The 13,374-nt window shown below is 55.6% G+C and carries 14 protein-coding genes; 6 read left to right on the top strand and 8 right to left on the bottom strand.

What is annotated here, in order from left to right; all coding sequences use genetic code 11:
• The first annotated feature begins 31 nt into the window (after positions 1-31).
• Positions 32-1,012, top strand: coding sequence for a LysR family transcriptional regulator (locus L466_RS09255; protein WP_032681086.1), 981 nt, complete (start codon positions 32-34; stop codon positions 1,010-1,012).
• On the opposite strand, the gene L466_RS09260 is transcribed toward L466_RS09255, so the two are convergent.
• The 4 genes from L466_RS09260 to L466_RS09275 all read right to left on the bottom strand — a co-directional run bounded on the left by L466_RS09260 (position 935) and on the right by L466_RS09275 (position 6,881).
• Positions 935-3,994 carry an efflux RND transporter permease subunit gene (locus L466_RS09260; protein WP_032681085.1) on the bottom strand — a complete coding sequence of 1,020 codons (3,060 nt, stop codon included), beginning with the start codon at positions 3,992-3,994 and terminating at the stop codon, positions 935-937. The genes L466_RS09255 and L466_RS09260 overlap by 78 nt on opposite strands.
• A complete protein-coding gene (locus L466_RS09265) occupies positions 3,991-5,100 on the bottom strand; it encodes an efflux RND transporter periplasmic adaptor subunit (protein ID WP_014169943.1) in 1,110 nt (369 codons plus the stop codon). The genes L466_RS09260 and L466_RS09265 overlap by 4 nt, the downstream gene beginning before the upstream one ends.
• 74 nt (positions 5,101-5,174) lie before the next feature.
• The gene (locus tag L466_RS09270; protein ID WP_014169944.1) at positions 5,175-5,789 is read right to left on the bottom strand and encodes a TetR/AcrR family transcriptional regulator; all 615 of its coding nucleotides are present in this window, start codon (positions 5,787-5,789) and stop codon (positions 5,175-5,177) included.
• 273 nt (positions 5,790-6,062) lie between these two features.
• Positions 6,063-6,881, bottom strand: coding sequence for an SDR family NAD(P)-dependent oxidoreductase (locus L466_RS09275; RefSeq protein WP_032681083.1), 819 nt, complete (start codon positions 6,879-6,881; stop codon positions 6,063-6,065).
• Positions 6,882-6,977: 96 nt separating this feature from the next.
• Between L466_RS09275 and L466_RS09280 the strand changes: the two genes are divergently transcribed.
• Positions 6,978-7,346, top strand: coding sequence for a MerR family transcriptional regulator (locus L466_RS09280; protein ID WP_020884230.1), 369 nt, complete (start codon positions 6,978-6,980; stop codon positions 7,344-7,346).
• 36 nt (positions 7,347-7,382) lie between these two features.
• Here the strand turns inward: L466_RS09280 and L466_RS09285 are convergent, their stop codons facing one another.
• Positions 7,383-8,318, bottom strand: a complete 936-nt coding sequence (locus L466_RS09285; protein ID WP_032681082.1) for a LysR family transcriptional regulator — start codon at positions 8,316-8,318, stop codon at positions 7,383-7,385.
• 99 nt (positions 8,319-8,417) lie between these two features.
• Between L466_RS09285 and L466_RS09290 the strand changes: the two genes are divergently transcribed.
• The 3 genes from L466_RS09290 to L466_RS09300 all read left to right on the top strand — a co-directional run bounded on the left by L466_RS09290 (position 8,418) and on the right by L466_RS09300 (position 10,861).
• On the top strand, positions 8,418-9,530 hold the full coding sequence (locus L466_RS09290; protein ID WP_032681081.1) for an alkene reductase: 1,113 nt from the start codon (positions 8,418-8,420) through the stop codon (positions 9,528-9,530).
• A complete protein-coding gene (locus tag L466_RS09295) occupies positions 9,527-10,249 on the top strand; it encodes an SDR family oxidoreductase (protein ID WP_176587253.1) in 723 nt (240 codons plus the stop codon). Before L466_RS09290 ends, L466_RS09295 begins: the two co-directional genes overlap by 4 nt.
• 72 nt (positions 10,250-10,321) lie before the next feature.
• Entirely contained in the window at positions 10,322-10,861 is a 540-nt protein-coding gene (locus L466_RS09300; RefSeq protein ID WP_014169950.1) for an ester cyclase, read from the top strand.
• 111 nt (positions 10,862-10,972) lie between these two features.
• On the opposite strand, the gene L466_RS09305 is transcribed toward L466_RS09300, so the two are convergent.
• Positions 10,973-11,440: a nuclear transport factor 2 family protein gene (locus L466_RS09305; RefSeq protein ID WP_032681078.1), complete on the bottom strand. Its 468-nt coding sequence runs from the start codon at positions 11,438-11,440 to the stop codon at positions 10,973-10,975.
• Positions 11,441-11,543: 103 nt separating this feature from the next.
• On the opposite strand from L466_RS09305, the gene L466_RS09310 reads away from it, so the two are divergent.
• Positions 11,544-12,128 carry a TetR/AcrR family transcriptional regulator gene (locus tag L466_RS09310; protein ID WP_032681077.1) on the top strand — a complete coding sequence of 195 codons (585 nt, stop codon included), beginning with the start codon at positions 11,544-11,546 and terminating at the stop codon, positions 12,126-12,128.
• An 86-nt stretch (positions 12,129-12,214) separates the two neighbouring features.
• Here L466_RS09310 and L466_RS09315 read toward each other — a convergent pair whose 3' ends face one another.
• Both L466_RS09315 and L466_RS09320 read right to left on the bottom strand, forming a co-directional pair.
• Complete coding sequence (locus L466_RS09315) at positions 12,215-12,985, bottom strand: hypothetical protein (RefSeq protein ID WP_014169953.1); 771 nt, start codon at positions 12,983-12,985, stop codon at positions 12,215-12,217.
• Position 12,986: 1 nt separating this feature from the next.
• A complete protein-coding gene (locus tag L466_RS09320; RefSeq protein ID WP_008502331.1) occupies positions 12,987-13,184 on the bottom strand; it encodes a hypothetical protein in 198 nt (65 codons plus the stop codon).
• Between the last annotated feature and the right edge of the window lie 190 nt (positions 13,185-13,374).

The following is a 13,374-nucleotide window of genomic DNA, read 5'->3' as shown; positions in this document are numbered from 1 at the left end:
AATAATGTGAGCGACGGTCGGGGGAGAAAAGATGGATCGTATTCAGGCAATGCAGATCTTCATGCGGGTAGCGCAGGCCGGAAGCTTTGTCCGCGCAGCCGAAACGCTTTCTCTCCCTTCGTCAACGGTCACCAGCAGCATAAAAAATCTGGAGAATTACCTCCAGGTGCGCCTGCTTAACAGAACGACAAGGCGGGTGAGCCTCACCGCTGAAGGTGTGCAGTATCTGGCGCAATGCCAGGAAATACTGGCGTTAATCGATCATGCGGAAACGAGCCTGACGGCGTCAGTCCGGCGCCCGCAGGGACGCTTGCGGGTGGATATGCCGGGCGGGATCGCGGATTTCATCGTGATGCCTCAGTTGAAAGATTTTTACCGGCTTTATCCGGATATCTACCTGATGTTGGGCGTTAACGATCGGCAGGTTGATCTGGTGCAGGAGGGGGTTGACTGTGTGATCCGAACGGGGGATTTGAATAGCTCGACTCTTGTTGCCCGTCCTCTGGGCCGGTTTCGCTGGGTGACCTGTGCCTCACCGGACTATCTCAGGAAGTTCGGTATTCCCCGCTCGCCAGACGACTTATCACAGCATCGGGCGATACACTATTTTTCCGATCAGACCCGACGGGCGGATGCGTTACGCTTTGTCCGCGGGACAGAGACCGTCTCCATCCCTGTCCGCGGCGAAGCGGCCGTAAATGCCACCGGGCTTTATATCAACATGTGCCTTGAAGGTTTCGGGCTGGCGCAGCTGGCTGAGAGTATTGTCTCAGCGCATCTGCGGGAGGGAAGGCTGGTTGAGGTTCTGGCTGACTGGCAACCGCCTTCGGTGCCCGTCACGTTGCTTTATCCCCATCAGCGTTTTCTCTCTCCCGCAGTGCGTGCCTTTGCAGACTGGATTGCCGGGCTTATCCCGGACGCCAGCCCGGCACCGTCAGGCGGCGGGCTTGATCCGAAACCAGATCGCATACATCGCAGGCAGGAAGACGAGGGTAATAATGGTTCCCCCTAGCGTTCCGCCAATCAGCGTGTAGGCCAGCGTTCCCCAGAACACGGAGTGCGTCAGGGGAATGAACGCCAGCACGGCGGCCATGGCCGTCAGTAAGACCGGCCTCGCGCGCTGTACGGTCGCCTCAACCACGGCGTGGAACGGTTCGAGACCGTCCTTCTGGTTGTGATCGATTTGACCAATGAGTATCAGCGTATTTCGCATCAGGATCCCCGACAGCGCGATCAGGCCGACGAGGGCATTGATGCCAAACGGCTGATTGAAAAGCAGCAGCGTAGGAACCACACCAATAAGCCCCAGCGGTGCGGTCAGGAATACCATGACCATGGCCGAGAGTGAACGCACCTGCAGAATGATTATCAGCAGCGTCAGGGCAATCATGATGGGGAACAGCGGGGCCATGGCCTGGGTGGCTTTGCCGGATTCCTCAATCGATCCCGCCATTTCGATGCGATAGCCAGGTGGAAGCGAATCAACAATGGGTTGCAGCTGTTTCATGATGGCGGTTGACACATCCGGGGGCTGAAGGTTTTCGGCAATGTCTCCCCGCACGGTAATCGTGGGCGTACGATCGCGACGGCGCAACAGCGGATCTTCCATTCGGATCTCAATCTCCCCGATTTGTGACAGCGGAACGCGTTGCCCGGCGTTACCCACCAGGGTAAAGCCCTCTATCTTCGCCGGATCAAGGCGGATATCACCCGCGGCGCGGCCCGTAACCTGTACCGAACGAATATCTTCCCGCACGGAGGTGATGGGAACGCCCGACAGCAGGAACTGAAGCTGCTGGGCAACGGCGTTCGACGTTAAACCGGTAGCCTGCAGGCGGTTCTGATCGAGGGTGAAATGCAGGGTCGGTACGCGTGAACCCCAGTCGGTATTGACGGTTCTCATCATCGGACTGGCCTGCAGCACACCTTTGACGTTATCTGCAATGTCACGCAGTTTATTGACATCCGGTCCCATTACACGCCAGGCGACCGGGAAGGGAGAATAAGGCCCGAACACCAGCTGCGTGACCCGCACGCGTGCCTCCGGAGCCAGCCCGCGGGCTACCGCTTCGCGAAGGCGGAACTTAAGCGCCTCGCGTGACTTCTCGCTGTCCGTCATGACGACAACCTTCGCGAAAGAGGGATCGGGCAACTCAGGGGCCATCGCCAGATAAAAACGCGGCGAACCCTGGCCAATGTAGGCGGTGACGATGCTGGCTTCAGGCTGTTTGCGCAGCCACGCTTCGATTTTCGCGGTGGCGGCGCTGGTTTGCTCAATCGATGTGCCATACGGCATCTGCACTTCCACCAGCACCTCTGGGCGGTCGGACGTCGGGAAAAACTGTTTTTTAACCAGCCCCATCCCCAGTACTGCGAGGGTGAAGATGGCCACGACGGACGCGGCGACGATCCATTTTCGGGCGATCACGCGGCTCAGGGTATGACGAAAACGGTTATAGCGCGGGGTGTCATAGATGGCGGCATGACCGCCTTCGACTTTTGCGATGTCCGGCAGGATTTTGACGCCCAGATAAGGGGTGAATACCACCGCCACAAACCACGAAGCTATCAGGGCGAGGCCGACTACCCAGAACATATTGCTGGTGTACTCCCCGGCGGTTGACTGCGCAAAACCATTCGGCATAAACCCGATGGCTGTCACCAGGGTTCCGGCCAGCATTGGCGCGGCGGTATGGCTCCAGGCGTAGGCGGAGGCTTTGATTCTGTCGTAGCCTTCCTCCATTTTTACCACCATCATTTCGATGGCGATAATGGCATCATCAACCAGTAAGCCGAGGGCAAGAATAAGGGAGCCCAGGGTAACGCGGTCGAAGTTTATACCGGAGGCTTCCATCACGACAAAAACGACCGCCAGCGTCAGCGGCACTGCCGCCGCGACAACGATGCCCACGCGCCACCCCATACTGACAAAACACACCACCATCACCACCAGCAGGGCGACGAAGAACTTGATCATAAACTCATCGACCGACGAGCGGATATTCACCGACTGATCGGTGACTTTCGTCAGGGTCATCCCCAGAGGCATATTGGCATTGATGTTTGCCGTTTCAGCATCCAGCGCTTTACCCAGCGCCAGGCCGTTCCAGCCTTCACGCATGACAATACCGAGCAGGAGGGTGGGTTCTTGCTGGTTACGGATCTGCAGGGTCGGTGGGTCCTCATAGCCCCGTTCAACCGTTGCCACGTCGGACAGCCGGAGCGTTTTGCCCTGCGCGATAAGGGGTGTATCGCGGATCTTCTGCAATTTATCGAAAGCGCCGTCGAGGCGGATAAAGATTTGCGCCCCGCGCGTTTCAATCGAGCCCGCCGCGGTTAATGCGTTCTGGCTGTTGAGAGTGGTGAAAATATCCTGCGGCGAGAGTCCCAGTGTCGCCAGACGGTCATGCGAGAAGGAGATGTAAATCCGCTCGGCCTGTTCCCCGATGATGTTCACTTTCTTTACGCCCGGAACGTGCAAAAGCTGCTGGCGCAGGGCTTCGGCGTCACGCACTAACAGACGCTGTGGTTCGCCTTTCGCTTTCAGTGCAAAAAGGGCAAAGGTGACATCGGAAAACTCGTCATTGATCATCGGCCCCATGACGCCTGCCGGAAGGTTTTTGGTTTCATCCCCCAGTTTCTTTCGCGCCTGGTAAAATTCCTCCTGAACCTGAGAAGGCGGGGTTTTGTCCTGCAATGACAACGTGATAAACGCCATACCGGGGCGGGTATACGTTTCCGTGCGGTCATACCATTTGAGTTCCTGCAGACGTTTTTCCAGCGGCTCGGCGACCTGATCCTGAATTTCCTGTGCGGTTGCCCCGGGCCAGACGGTGATAACCGTCATTTGCTTAACCGTGAAGGGGGGATCTTCCGCGCGGCCAAGGCCAAAAAACGAGAAAATACCGGCAAGGGTAACCAGAATAATCAAGAACAGCGTGACCGAGCGCTCGCGTACCGCAAGCGCTGACAGGTTGAAACGACCTCCACTCATGGTGTCATCCCCGTCTGAGTGGCATCGCGCTGTTCCGCCAGCCGGACCGCTTCGCCTTCGTGCAGAAGATGGACGCCTAACGCAACAATCTTCTCTCCGGGCTGCACGCCGCCGGTCACTCTGGCGATATCATCCCCTACGCTAAGCACCCTGACAGGCTGCCAGACGACTTTTGTCGGCTGAGCGGAAATACGCCAGACGCCAGGCCCTTTCCCCGCATCGTAGAGAGACGCCAGAGGAACCTGCATCACCCGGCTGTCGCCTTTGCCGTGTTCGATGCTCAGCGTCACGGTCGCCCCCAGCGGCGCGTTCGCCAGCGCGCCATCCAGCACGTATCGGGCCTCAAAGGTACGGGTGGTCGCATCGGCTGAATCAGACAGCAGGCGCAGCTTCGCGCTAACGGGTTGCTTTTCGTTACCGTAGAGCGTTGCCAGGGCTGTACTTCCCACGGCAGGGCGCAGGGTTTCCGGCAACTGGACCAGCGCCTCGCGCTGCCCCGCGCGGGCCAGACGGATCACCGCCTGCCCGGCGCTGACAACCTGTCCAGGCTCGGCAAGCGTCTCCATCACCACGCCGTCTGAATCGGCAAGTAGCACGGCATAACCGGTGGCGTTTTGCGCCACGCCTGCCTGTGCCCGGGCAGCGCTGAGCTCCGCTCTGGCGCTGTCGGCTGCGGCTTTAATCTGGTCGTATTCCGACGCCGACACTGCACCGGATGCCACAAGGCCGCGATAACGCGCCTCATCGCTGGACGCTTTACGCGCGCGCGCCTGGGCAGCATCCACCGCTCGCTGCTGGGCCTGCGCCTGTAATTTCAGATCAACAGGATCCAGACGCATTAAAGGCTGGCCCTGCTTAACGGTCTGACCCGTATCGACAAGACGTTCGAGAATTTTGCCCTGCACCCTGAAGCCTAAATCACTTTGCGTTCTTGCCACCACCACGCCGGTAAAGGCGCGTGACGTCTCGTTCGCAGGGATCACGGACGCAGACCTGACAAGCGGTGGCTGCGTGCGCGGATCGTCACTGGCGTGGTTATCGCCGCATGCCACCAGGGCAAACGGCAGGAGGCATACGGCAAGGCGGGCTGAATGAAGCCTGAGCATGGGAACCCTTATTACATTAACAGGACGGTATCCGCATTCTCATTCTAGTGACCAATAAAGTCAATGGTCACTAATCAGGGGGCGAGGCTTCGCAAAATCAGAGAGGAGAGGACAACCGCCGCGGTCGGGGCGGCTTCGAGGTTGTACTGCAGCTGAACAGGGTTAATGAAAGGGCACATCACCATATAGATCGCCAGTGTAGCTTCGTCCAGAGGGGTTTTTCTCTCGAACTCACCGGCTTTTCTGCCCTCGACAACAATGCTCTCAATCAGTTTCAGCAGACGTTCGGAATACCTTTCGGTTGAAGGCCACTTGTCCCGCGCGGCAACGGCGGCGATGTCGTAGAGTTTACGCTCATGGAAAAACAGTTCACTTCCCGCCTCGGTGAGCGCCCTGAACAGACGACGCAGCTTTTCGCTTGCGGATGGCGCATCAGCGATGGCTGCATTGACCGCCGCCATGATCATATCAAGGCGGTTCGCGCAGATGACCTCGCCGATTGCCTGCTTGGAATCAAAAAACTTATAGATATAGGCTTTTGAAAAACCGATGGCTTTGGCAAGTTCAGCGACGGTGGTTTTTTCATAGCCGTAATGGCCGAAATGCTCATACGCAGCTTCGACGATTTGCTCTCGGACCGTGTGATCGAGTGGACCACGTGTGGATGGGGTGTTCATGTCTTTAGTCATTATTTCAGCTTAGCGTGACAGGCTCCGATTGACAACGTGTGACCATTTGGTAATTAGGTCACATGGTTGAGTGGGCAGATGGCACATGCACAGTCGTCTGTGGAACCCGAGGGATAATACTCGTTAGCCCTGAGCCGTTAAGACTGCATCATCAACCAGGTCGGCTAAGTGTATCACTGTTTTTCGCGGGATATTGTCAGTCTTTGCGAGAGGTTGCGCGCGTTTCAGTGCAATTGCGCGGCACTGAAACGTCACGCTTTGGCCTGAACGGGATTATGCGTCTGAGCGCGTCCCCTGACCGGCAGGCTTAGGTCGTAATACTTTTTCAGCAATGATCGCCAGACGTCGGCGGGTGACAAACCGGTGTAACTGGCCCAGCAGCCAGTTACCGCAGCCGGGGATCAGCGTGTTGCGTTGCGTATCCACGGCCCGTAACGCCAGCGCGACCACGTTCTGCGCTGGCATTCTTTTGCCCACTGACGCTTCCTCGGCGTTCACCACCTCAAAAAAGGCGGTATCCGTTGCGCCGGGGCAAAGCGCCAGCACGCGGATGCCGTGAGCGCGGTATTCTCCCCACAGCGCGTTCGAAAAGGAGAGTAAAAATGCCTTTGTTGCCCCATAAATTGCCATATACGGATCCGGTTGCATGGCAGCGGTCGAGGCCACGTTAATCATCACGCCTGAACCTTTACGCAGCATGGCGGGCAGCAGGGCGTGCGCGAGTGCCACGGGGGCGACGCAGTTGACGTTGATCTCTTCACGCTGGCGCGCCAGAGATAGCTTTTCAAATCGCCCGTAGGTGGCAAACCCCGCGCTATTAATCAAAATATCGGGATAAAGCCGTAACGCTTCCAGCCGTTCCACAATGTGGGTAATGGCCTCAGGCAGCGTTAAGTCCTGCACGATAACGGTGAGTGATACGCCGTGCGTTTTGTGTAGCTCAGCCGCAAGCGCCTGCAGCGTTGCCTCGGAGCGGGCAACCAGGATCAACCCCACGCCACGGGCCGCGAGCTGGCGGGCGAACTCCCGTCCTATGCCCGAGGATGCACCGGTAACCAGTGCTGTTTTTCCTGTATAATCAAAAGAATTCATAACATAAATCCCGTTTTCCCTGTCTGTGCGGCACAGGATAAACCGTGTACTCAGGTACACGGTCAAGCGTGATTTTTACAAGGTGAGAACGACGCGATGAGGATCGGCGAGCTGTGTGCCAGAACTGGGTTATCGAAAGAGACGGTGCGTTATTATGAAAGGGCGGGCTTGCTGGAAAAAATTCCGCAGCCAAACGGCAGTAATAACTACAAAGTCTACTCGGCTGTGGATTTACAACGGCTGAAGCTGATCGGGCATGCCAAAATGCTGGGGTTTACCCTGGCTGAAATCGCCGATGTTCTGGCGGTCTGGGTTGATGACCGCTTTACCGCGGAGGAAAAACAGGCCGCTTTGCGGCGCAAACTGGCGCAACTGGCGGAGAAAGAAGCGGCGCTAAATGAACTTCGGACCCGCTTGACCGATGCCCTTCATAAAGTCGGTCAGCCGTGTGTTGATGTATTTTAAACGGCTGACGCGGGCCGTTTAACGCAACCGGCGGCTTCACGACGTCATCAGCTCACCGCGTTCAGTCTTTTTAAGCCAGTCGATAAAAAACTGGCTAAATGCGGTGACCTGAAGCGGCTGGAGTTTCCGTTGCGGGTAGACAAACTGTAGCCCGACATCTTTGCGATCAAACCGGCTAAAGCCGGTGAAGCTCCCGGCAAGCAATACTTTCAGCCTACCTTTCTCGACATCGTCCTTCACGTCCCACCACGATTTGCCCGCAATGCCAGCCCCGTCGAGGGCCCACTGACGAAGCAGCGCTCCGTCATCACAGACCATGGCAGGCTCTACGCGAACGACGCGCTCTTTCCCCTCAACCTCAAACCGCCATTCATTCATCACCACCCCTTGCGACTCCAGCGCCAGACAGCGGTGGTCCGTCAGCGCGTCACAGGAGGCAGGGATACCCTGGTCGTTAAGATACGCTGCTGACGCGACCAGCACCCGGTGATTGGGACGGATATTTCTGACCACCAGGCTGCTGTCCGGCAGGTTGCCGAAGCGAATGCTCATATCCAGCCGGTTAGCGACCAGATCCTCTACGTGTTCTCTTAAGTAAATGAAAAATTTGATTTCCGGATGCAGGCGGGAAAATGCCATGACGGCGGGGCTGAGATACTGCCTGCCAAAGTCAGAGGGGGCGGAAAGACGAATGTTGCCGCTGAGCACGCCCTCTTTTTGTGCCAGTAACGACTCGGCATGATGCATCTCTTCCAGCACGCGCCGTGCTGCATGATAAAACTCTTCGCCCGCCCGGGTGAGGGAGATAGCCCGCGTGGAACGGTGAAACAGGCGCGTCTGGTAGCGTTCTTCAATCGCTTTGAGGCGGGCGGTCATGGTGGCCGGGGAAAGTGACAGGCGGCGGCCAGCGGCGGAAAGCCCGCCAGCCTCGGCCACTTCAACCAGCAGCGCCATATCTTCGAGTTTACCCATTATTCATATTTTCCGAAAAGTGCATCTGATTTTAGTGTAATTATCAAAATCAGATGCCGCCTGTAAAGTGATTTCATCGTAACCACAAGGGACGTCCAGATGAACCAGACCTCACTTTTTGAACGCTACAGGTTAGGGGATCTCAACCTGAAAAATCGCATCGTCATGGCACCAATGACCCGTGCCCGCGCTCTTCAGCCGGGAAATATTCCCTCGACGCTGATGGCTGAATATTACCGACAGCGGGCCAGCGCGGGCTTAATCATCACCGAAGCCACGCAGATTTCGCCTCAGGGCCAGGGCTATTCATGGACTCCGGGGATCCATTCGCCAGAGCAGGTTGCGGGGTGGCAACTCACTACCGGCGCGGTCCACCAGGCGGGAGGGGTGATTTTTTCCCAGCTCTGGCACGTGGGGCGGATGTCTCATGCCCGTTTTCACGAAGACGGACTGCCCGTCGCGCCCTCCGCGCTGGCACCCGATGCGAAAGTATGGGTGGTGAATGAACATGGCGAAGGTCAAATGGTTGACTGCCCGACGCCACGCGTGCTGTCGCGAAAAGAGATCGCGCGCGTGGTCGAACAGTACCGACAGGCGGCGCTCAATGCCGTTCAGGCCGGGTTTGATGGCGTGGAGGTGCACGGCGGAAACGGCTATCTGATTGATCAGTTCCTGAGATCCACGTCAAACATCCGCACGGATGAGTATGGCGGCAGTCTCGTGAACCGGATCCGCTTCGCGCAGGAGGTGCTCGATGCCATTGCGCAGGCCATTGGCGCTGAGCGCACCGGTATCCGGCTTTCGCCGTTTATTACACAGCGGGGAATGAACGATCCGCAGGTCATCGAAGCCATTCTCGCCCTCGGGGCCTGGTGCCAGCAACGAGGCATTGCGTTTATTCACCTGGCGGAAGCCGACTGGGATGATGCGCCACAGGTTCCGGAAAGTTTCCGCAAAAAACTGCGCGAAACATTCCGTGGCACCCTGATCGTGGCGGGAAATTATACCCCTGAAAAGGCGGAAAAAATCCTCGCAGCAGGGTATGCCGATTTAATTGCGTTTGGACGCCCGTTTATTGCCAACCCCGATTTACCACAGCGGCTGGCGCATCACTGGCCGCTGAATGACATCAGCGATCCCGCCACGCTCTTTGGTGGTACAGCGGTGGGGTATACCGATTACCCCACCTACAACCTGAGTGAGGAAAAATGATGACCCGTAAAACGTTAATTATTGGCGGCGCGTCCGGTATTGGTTTTGCTGTAGCCCGTGCCCTGGCAGCACGCGGCGACGACATTATTCTCGCGGGACGCAATAAAGAGAAACTGAACGCTGCCCGCGCGCGGCTCAGTCCATCTCCCGCCTCTGTTGAGACCCTCGTCCTCGATATTAGCAATGAAGCAGAGGTGATCGCGTTAAGCGAAACGCTGGGTGAGGTCGACAATATTATTGTCACGGCCGGCTCTCAGGCACCGGGAGGGCTGCTTTCGACCCTCGACCCTGGCGCGGCGAGACTGGCTTTTGATACCAAATTTTGGGGCAGCATGAATGTCGCCAGGTATCTGAGCGGGAATATTTCGCCCCGCGGTACGCTGACGCTGACCAGCGGATTTGTTGCACGCCGCGTGGTAGCCGGTGCCATAGTCAAAACCACCATGAACGCCGCCATCGAGGCGGCAACAAAAGTGCTGGCAAAAGAACTTTCACCGCGTCGCGTAAACGTCATCAGCCCGGGTCTGACCGATACCGAAGCCCACGCCGTGATGGATGCGGCTGCGCGGGAAAAAATGCTGACTGTTGCAGCACAAACGTTGCCCGCTAAAGCGTGGGGACGAGCGGAAGACGTTGCTCAGGGCTATCTCTTTGCCATCGATAATGCCTTTGTTACGGGCTCGGTGATTGATATTGAGGGCGGGGCATTAATTAACTGACCCCGTGTTGATCCGAATTGATTCCGGCAGTGAACATGCTGGCGGAAACTTAATCACAGGTTGTAAGCGTTTATGCAATATTCAACATATGCACGTCCAGCTGTGCTGGCGTTAATTCTGGCTGGCGTATCCGGCGTGGCTTATTCGGCCCAGAGCGACCGGGTGAAACCGAATCTTCTTATTGTGGATAACACGCTGTCGCAAACGCAATTAACGGCGAGCGAACATGCGGCCGTTACGTATGCCACGTTCTGGGATACCGGCAAAGAGTCTCTGGCGCGGGAAGCGCTGGCGGTTAATTTTGTGGATAAAACCCCACCGGAAGGCCGTAAACAGGGGCCAGAGGGCGCCATTATGGCCTCGAGGGCATTTCGCACCGCGGTGCCGGATTTACGCTGCGAGGTGGAACAAATGATCGTTACGGGTAATCGTGTCGTGTCCCATTTGCATTTCCACGGTCATTTCAGCGGGACATTTGGCAAAATAAAAGGGCAGGGTCAGAACGTGGATTTTATCGCGACGGATATCTATGAGATCGGCAACGGTAAAATAGTGTCCAACTGGCATATTGAAGATAACCTGACGCTGATGAAACAGTTGGGTGTGATTTAAATAATAGTCTGCCTCTTTTTCGTGGTGTAAAAGATAAGCCCGCCCGGGTAACCGAAAGGTTACCCGGAGCGTATAACCCCCCGTAATGGCGAAGCATGATCCTGATGAAACCTACAGCCCCAGGTCGCTCAGTGAAGGGTGGTCATCAGGACGTCTGCCCAGCGGCCAGTGAAACAGGCGCTCAGACGCTTTTATCGGCATATCGTTGATGCAGGCGAAGCGGCGCTTCATCAGACCATCCGGCTCGAATTCCCAGTTTTCATTACCGTAAGAGCGATACCAGTTGCCCGAATCATCTTGCCATTCATAGGCATAGCGCACGGCGATACGGTTTTCCGTAAATGCCCACAGCTCTTTGATCAGACGATAATCCAGCTCTTTTTTCCATTTGCGCTCCAGGAATGCCTGCGCTTCCTGACGGTTAGTGGCAAACTCCGCGCGGTTTCGCCACTGGGTATCCAGCGAATAGGCAAGTGCGATTTTGGCCGGGTCGCGACTGTTCCAGCCATCTTCTGCCAGTCTGACTTTTTCGATGGCACTTTCACGCGTAAAAGGCGGTAAAGGGGGGCGTGTGTTCATTTCGGCTACCTCTGGTTGGTATTAGGTAGACAGGTCTGTCTACTGGTGTTAATCTAGGCCTGAAAAATAACGCTGTCAACCTGTCAATTGAGGCCGTCGATCTGTGAAAAGAGTCAACTTGAATAACGATAAAACAATCAGTGTGAGGGAAAAAATCTTGCTTACCGCGCACGATCTGTTTTATTCCAGCGGATTTAAAGCAACGGGCGTGGATACCATTATCAAGCAGGCTAAAGTCACGAAAGTGACGTTTTATCGCCATTTTCCTGGGAAAAGTTTACTGATTGTTGCCTATCTCCACTATCGACACGAAATATGGATTGACTGGTTTGAAAACACGCTGCGTCGACATCTTGCTGCGGGTAAAACCCCGGCCAGTGCATTATCTGACACGCTGTATGAATGGTTTATTTCGCCGTTATTCCATGGGTGCGCCTTTATTAATGCCAGCGCAGAAGCAAAATCTGAAGAAAATGAAGGCGAAATAAAAGATATTTGCCGCAATCATAAAACCGAAACAAAGGCAAAAATAGCGTCCCTGACCGGCATAACCGATGAGAAAACCGTTAATGAAATCATGATGCTGATCGACGGCGCGATTATTCATGCGCAAATGGGGATCGCAGCGGATGAGGTCATAAGCTCATTGAAAAAGGGAGTAGAACGGCTGACAGAAAACGCCGCCTGACCCGGGGCACGATCGGCCGTCGACGAAATACGCTTAGCATGGAAGGGCTGGCGCTGAGCCTGGCAGTAAATGCCAGGCTCCTGCCTTTAGTCATCATCTTCTGCCCGTTCCGCCAGCGCCAGCGAGCTGGCACTGGCCGGATCAAACAGGGAAATACTCTCAATCTGATTCAGCATGATCACCTTTCTGAAGTCCATTGCGCTTCCGGGTTCTGAATCCAGAGTAATGTCGTGGCGGGCATACCATTTGCTGTAATTATTTTCGATGCAAATCCGCATTGTCTTCTCATCGCGATAGCCGCTTAGCATGGGGATCAGCACGATATTGGCGGTTTTTTCATACTCGAGCGTTGCGGTGTGGATCATGCCGACATAAATCCGTCTCGAGCGCAGCGTCACCTGCGCCAGCTCCCCTTGCTCCATACACTGATACAGCAGTTGTTCGATACCGCTCGACTGCGCGAGACGTTTGTAGAGCTTCTTCCTGCCTTCTCCGTCCAGCCTGGCGCTGCCTGCCCAGTTAGAACGATAAAGACAAAACAGGATGGCGAAGGCCAGCATGACGACAACCGGTGCCTGAATACCTAAAAAGCTCCAGTTCATAAAATCTATTTGCCAGTCGGCATAGGTTTGCGCCGTGAAGTGGAAGGTGTTGTCGGCGGCAGAAAGTGCATAGAGCAACAGCCAGAGCAGCCCCGTGGCGATCACCCCTTGCAGAACGAAGATACAGCCATACAGGGCAACGAGAAAATAGACATCCCAGCCGAAAGATCGCTTGATTTTAAAACGGGTCGACAGGTCACGGCTGGTGTACCAGTACCCACAGACCATCAGCACCATAAAGATAGCCGTTCCCATATCAGGCCCTCTTCAGCGCGTTAACATGACGCAGGAAATCCTGTCGCACCTCGTTGCTCTTGTAGTTCACCGAGGCGTTCCCGTCCTGGTCGATGATGATGCGATCGCCATCCTCCACGGCTTCGATAATTTCCTGCTGGCTCATCACCTGGAGCAATGATTCCGGACTGGAGAAAAGTGACAGAAAGAAACGTTTCATCGCGGGATTTCCTCATCCTTATGATTAAAAAGGATAAGTCTGGAAGAAGAAGGGGAAATTCGCCTTAAGGTAAAACTGAAAAGCAAAACGGGTAACAGGTATGTCAGAAAATGTTCTGAAAAAAGCATCGGCAACAAATGCGTAACATTTTGAAAAATAATATAAATAAAAAATAGTCTTACACAAACTT

This window comes from Enterobacter sp. BIDMC 30 (assembly GCF_000534355.1).
GTDB classification, from domain to species: domain Bacteria; phylum Pseudomonadota; class Gammaproteobacteria; order Enterobacterales; family Enterobacteriaceae; genus Enterobacter; species Enterobacter ludwigii.
The sequence above is the reverse complement of the archived record's forward strand: the minus strand, read 5'-3'. Positions and strand labels throughout refer to the sequence as shown.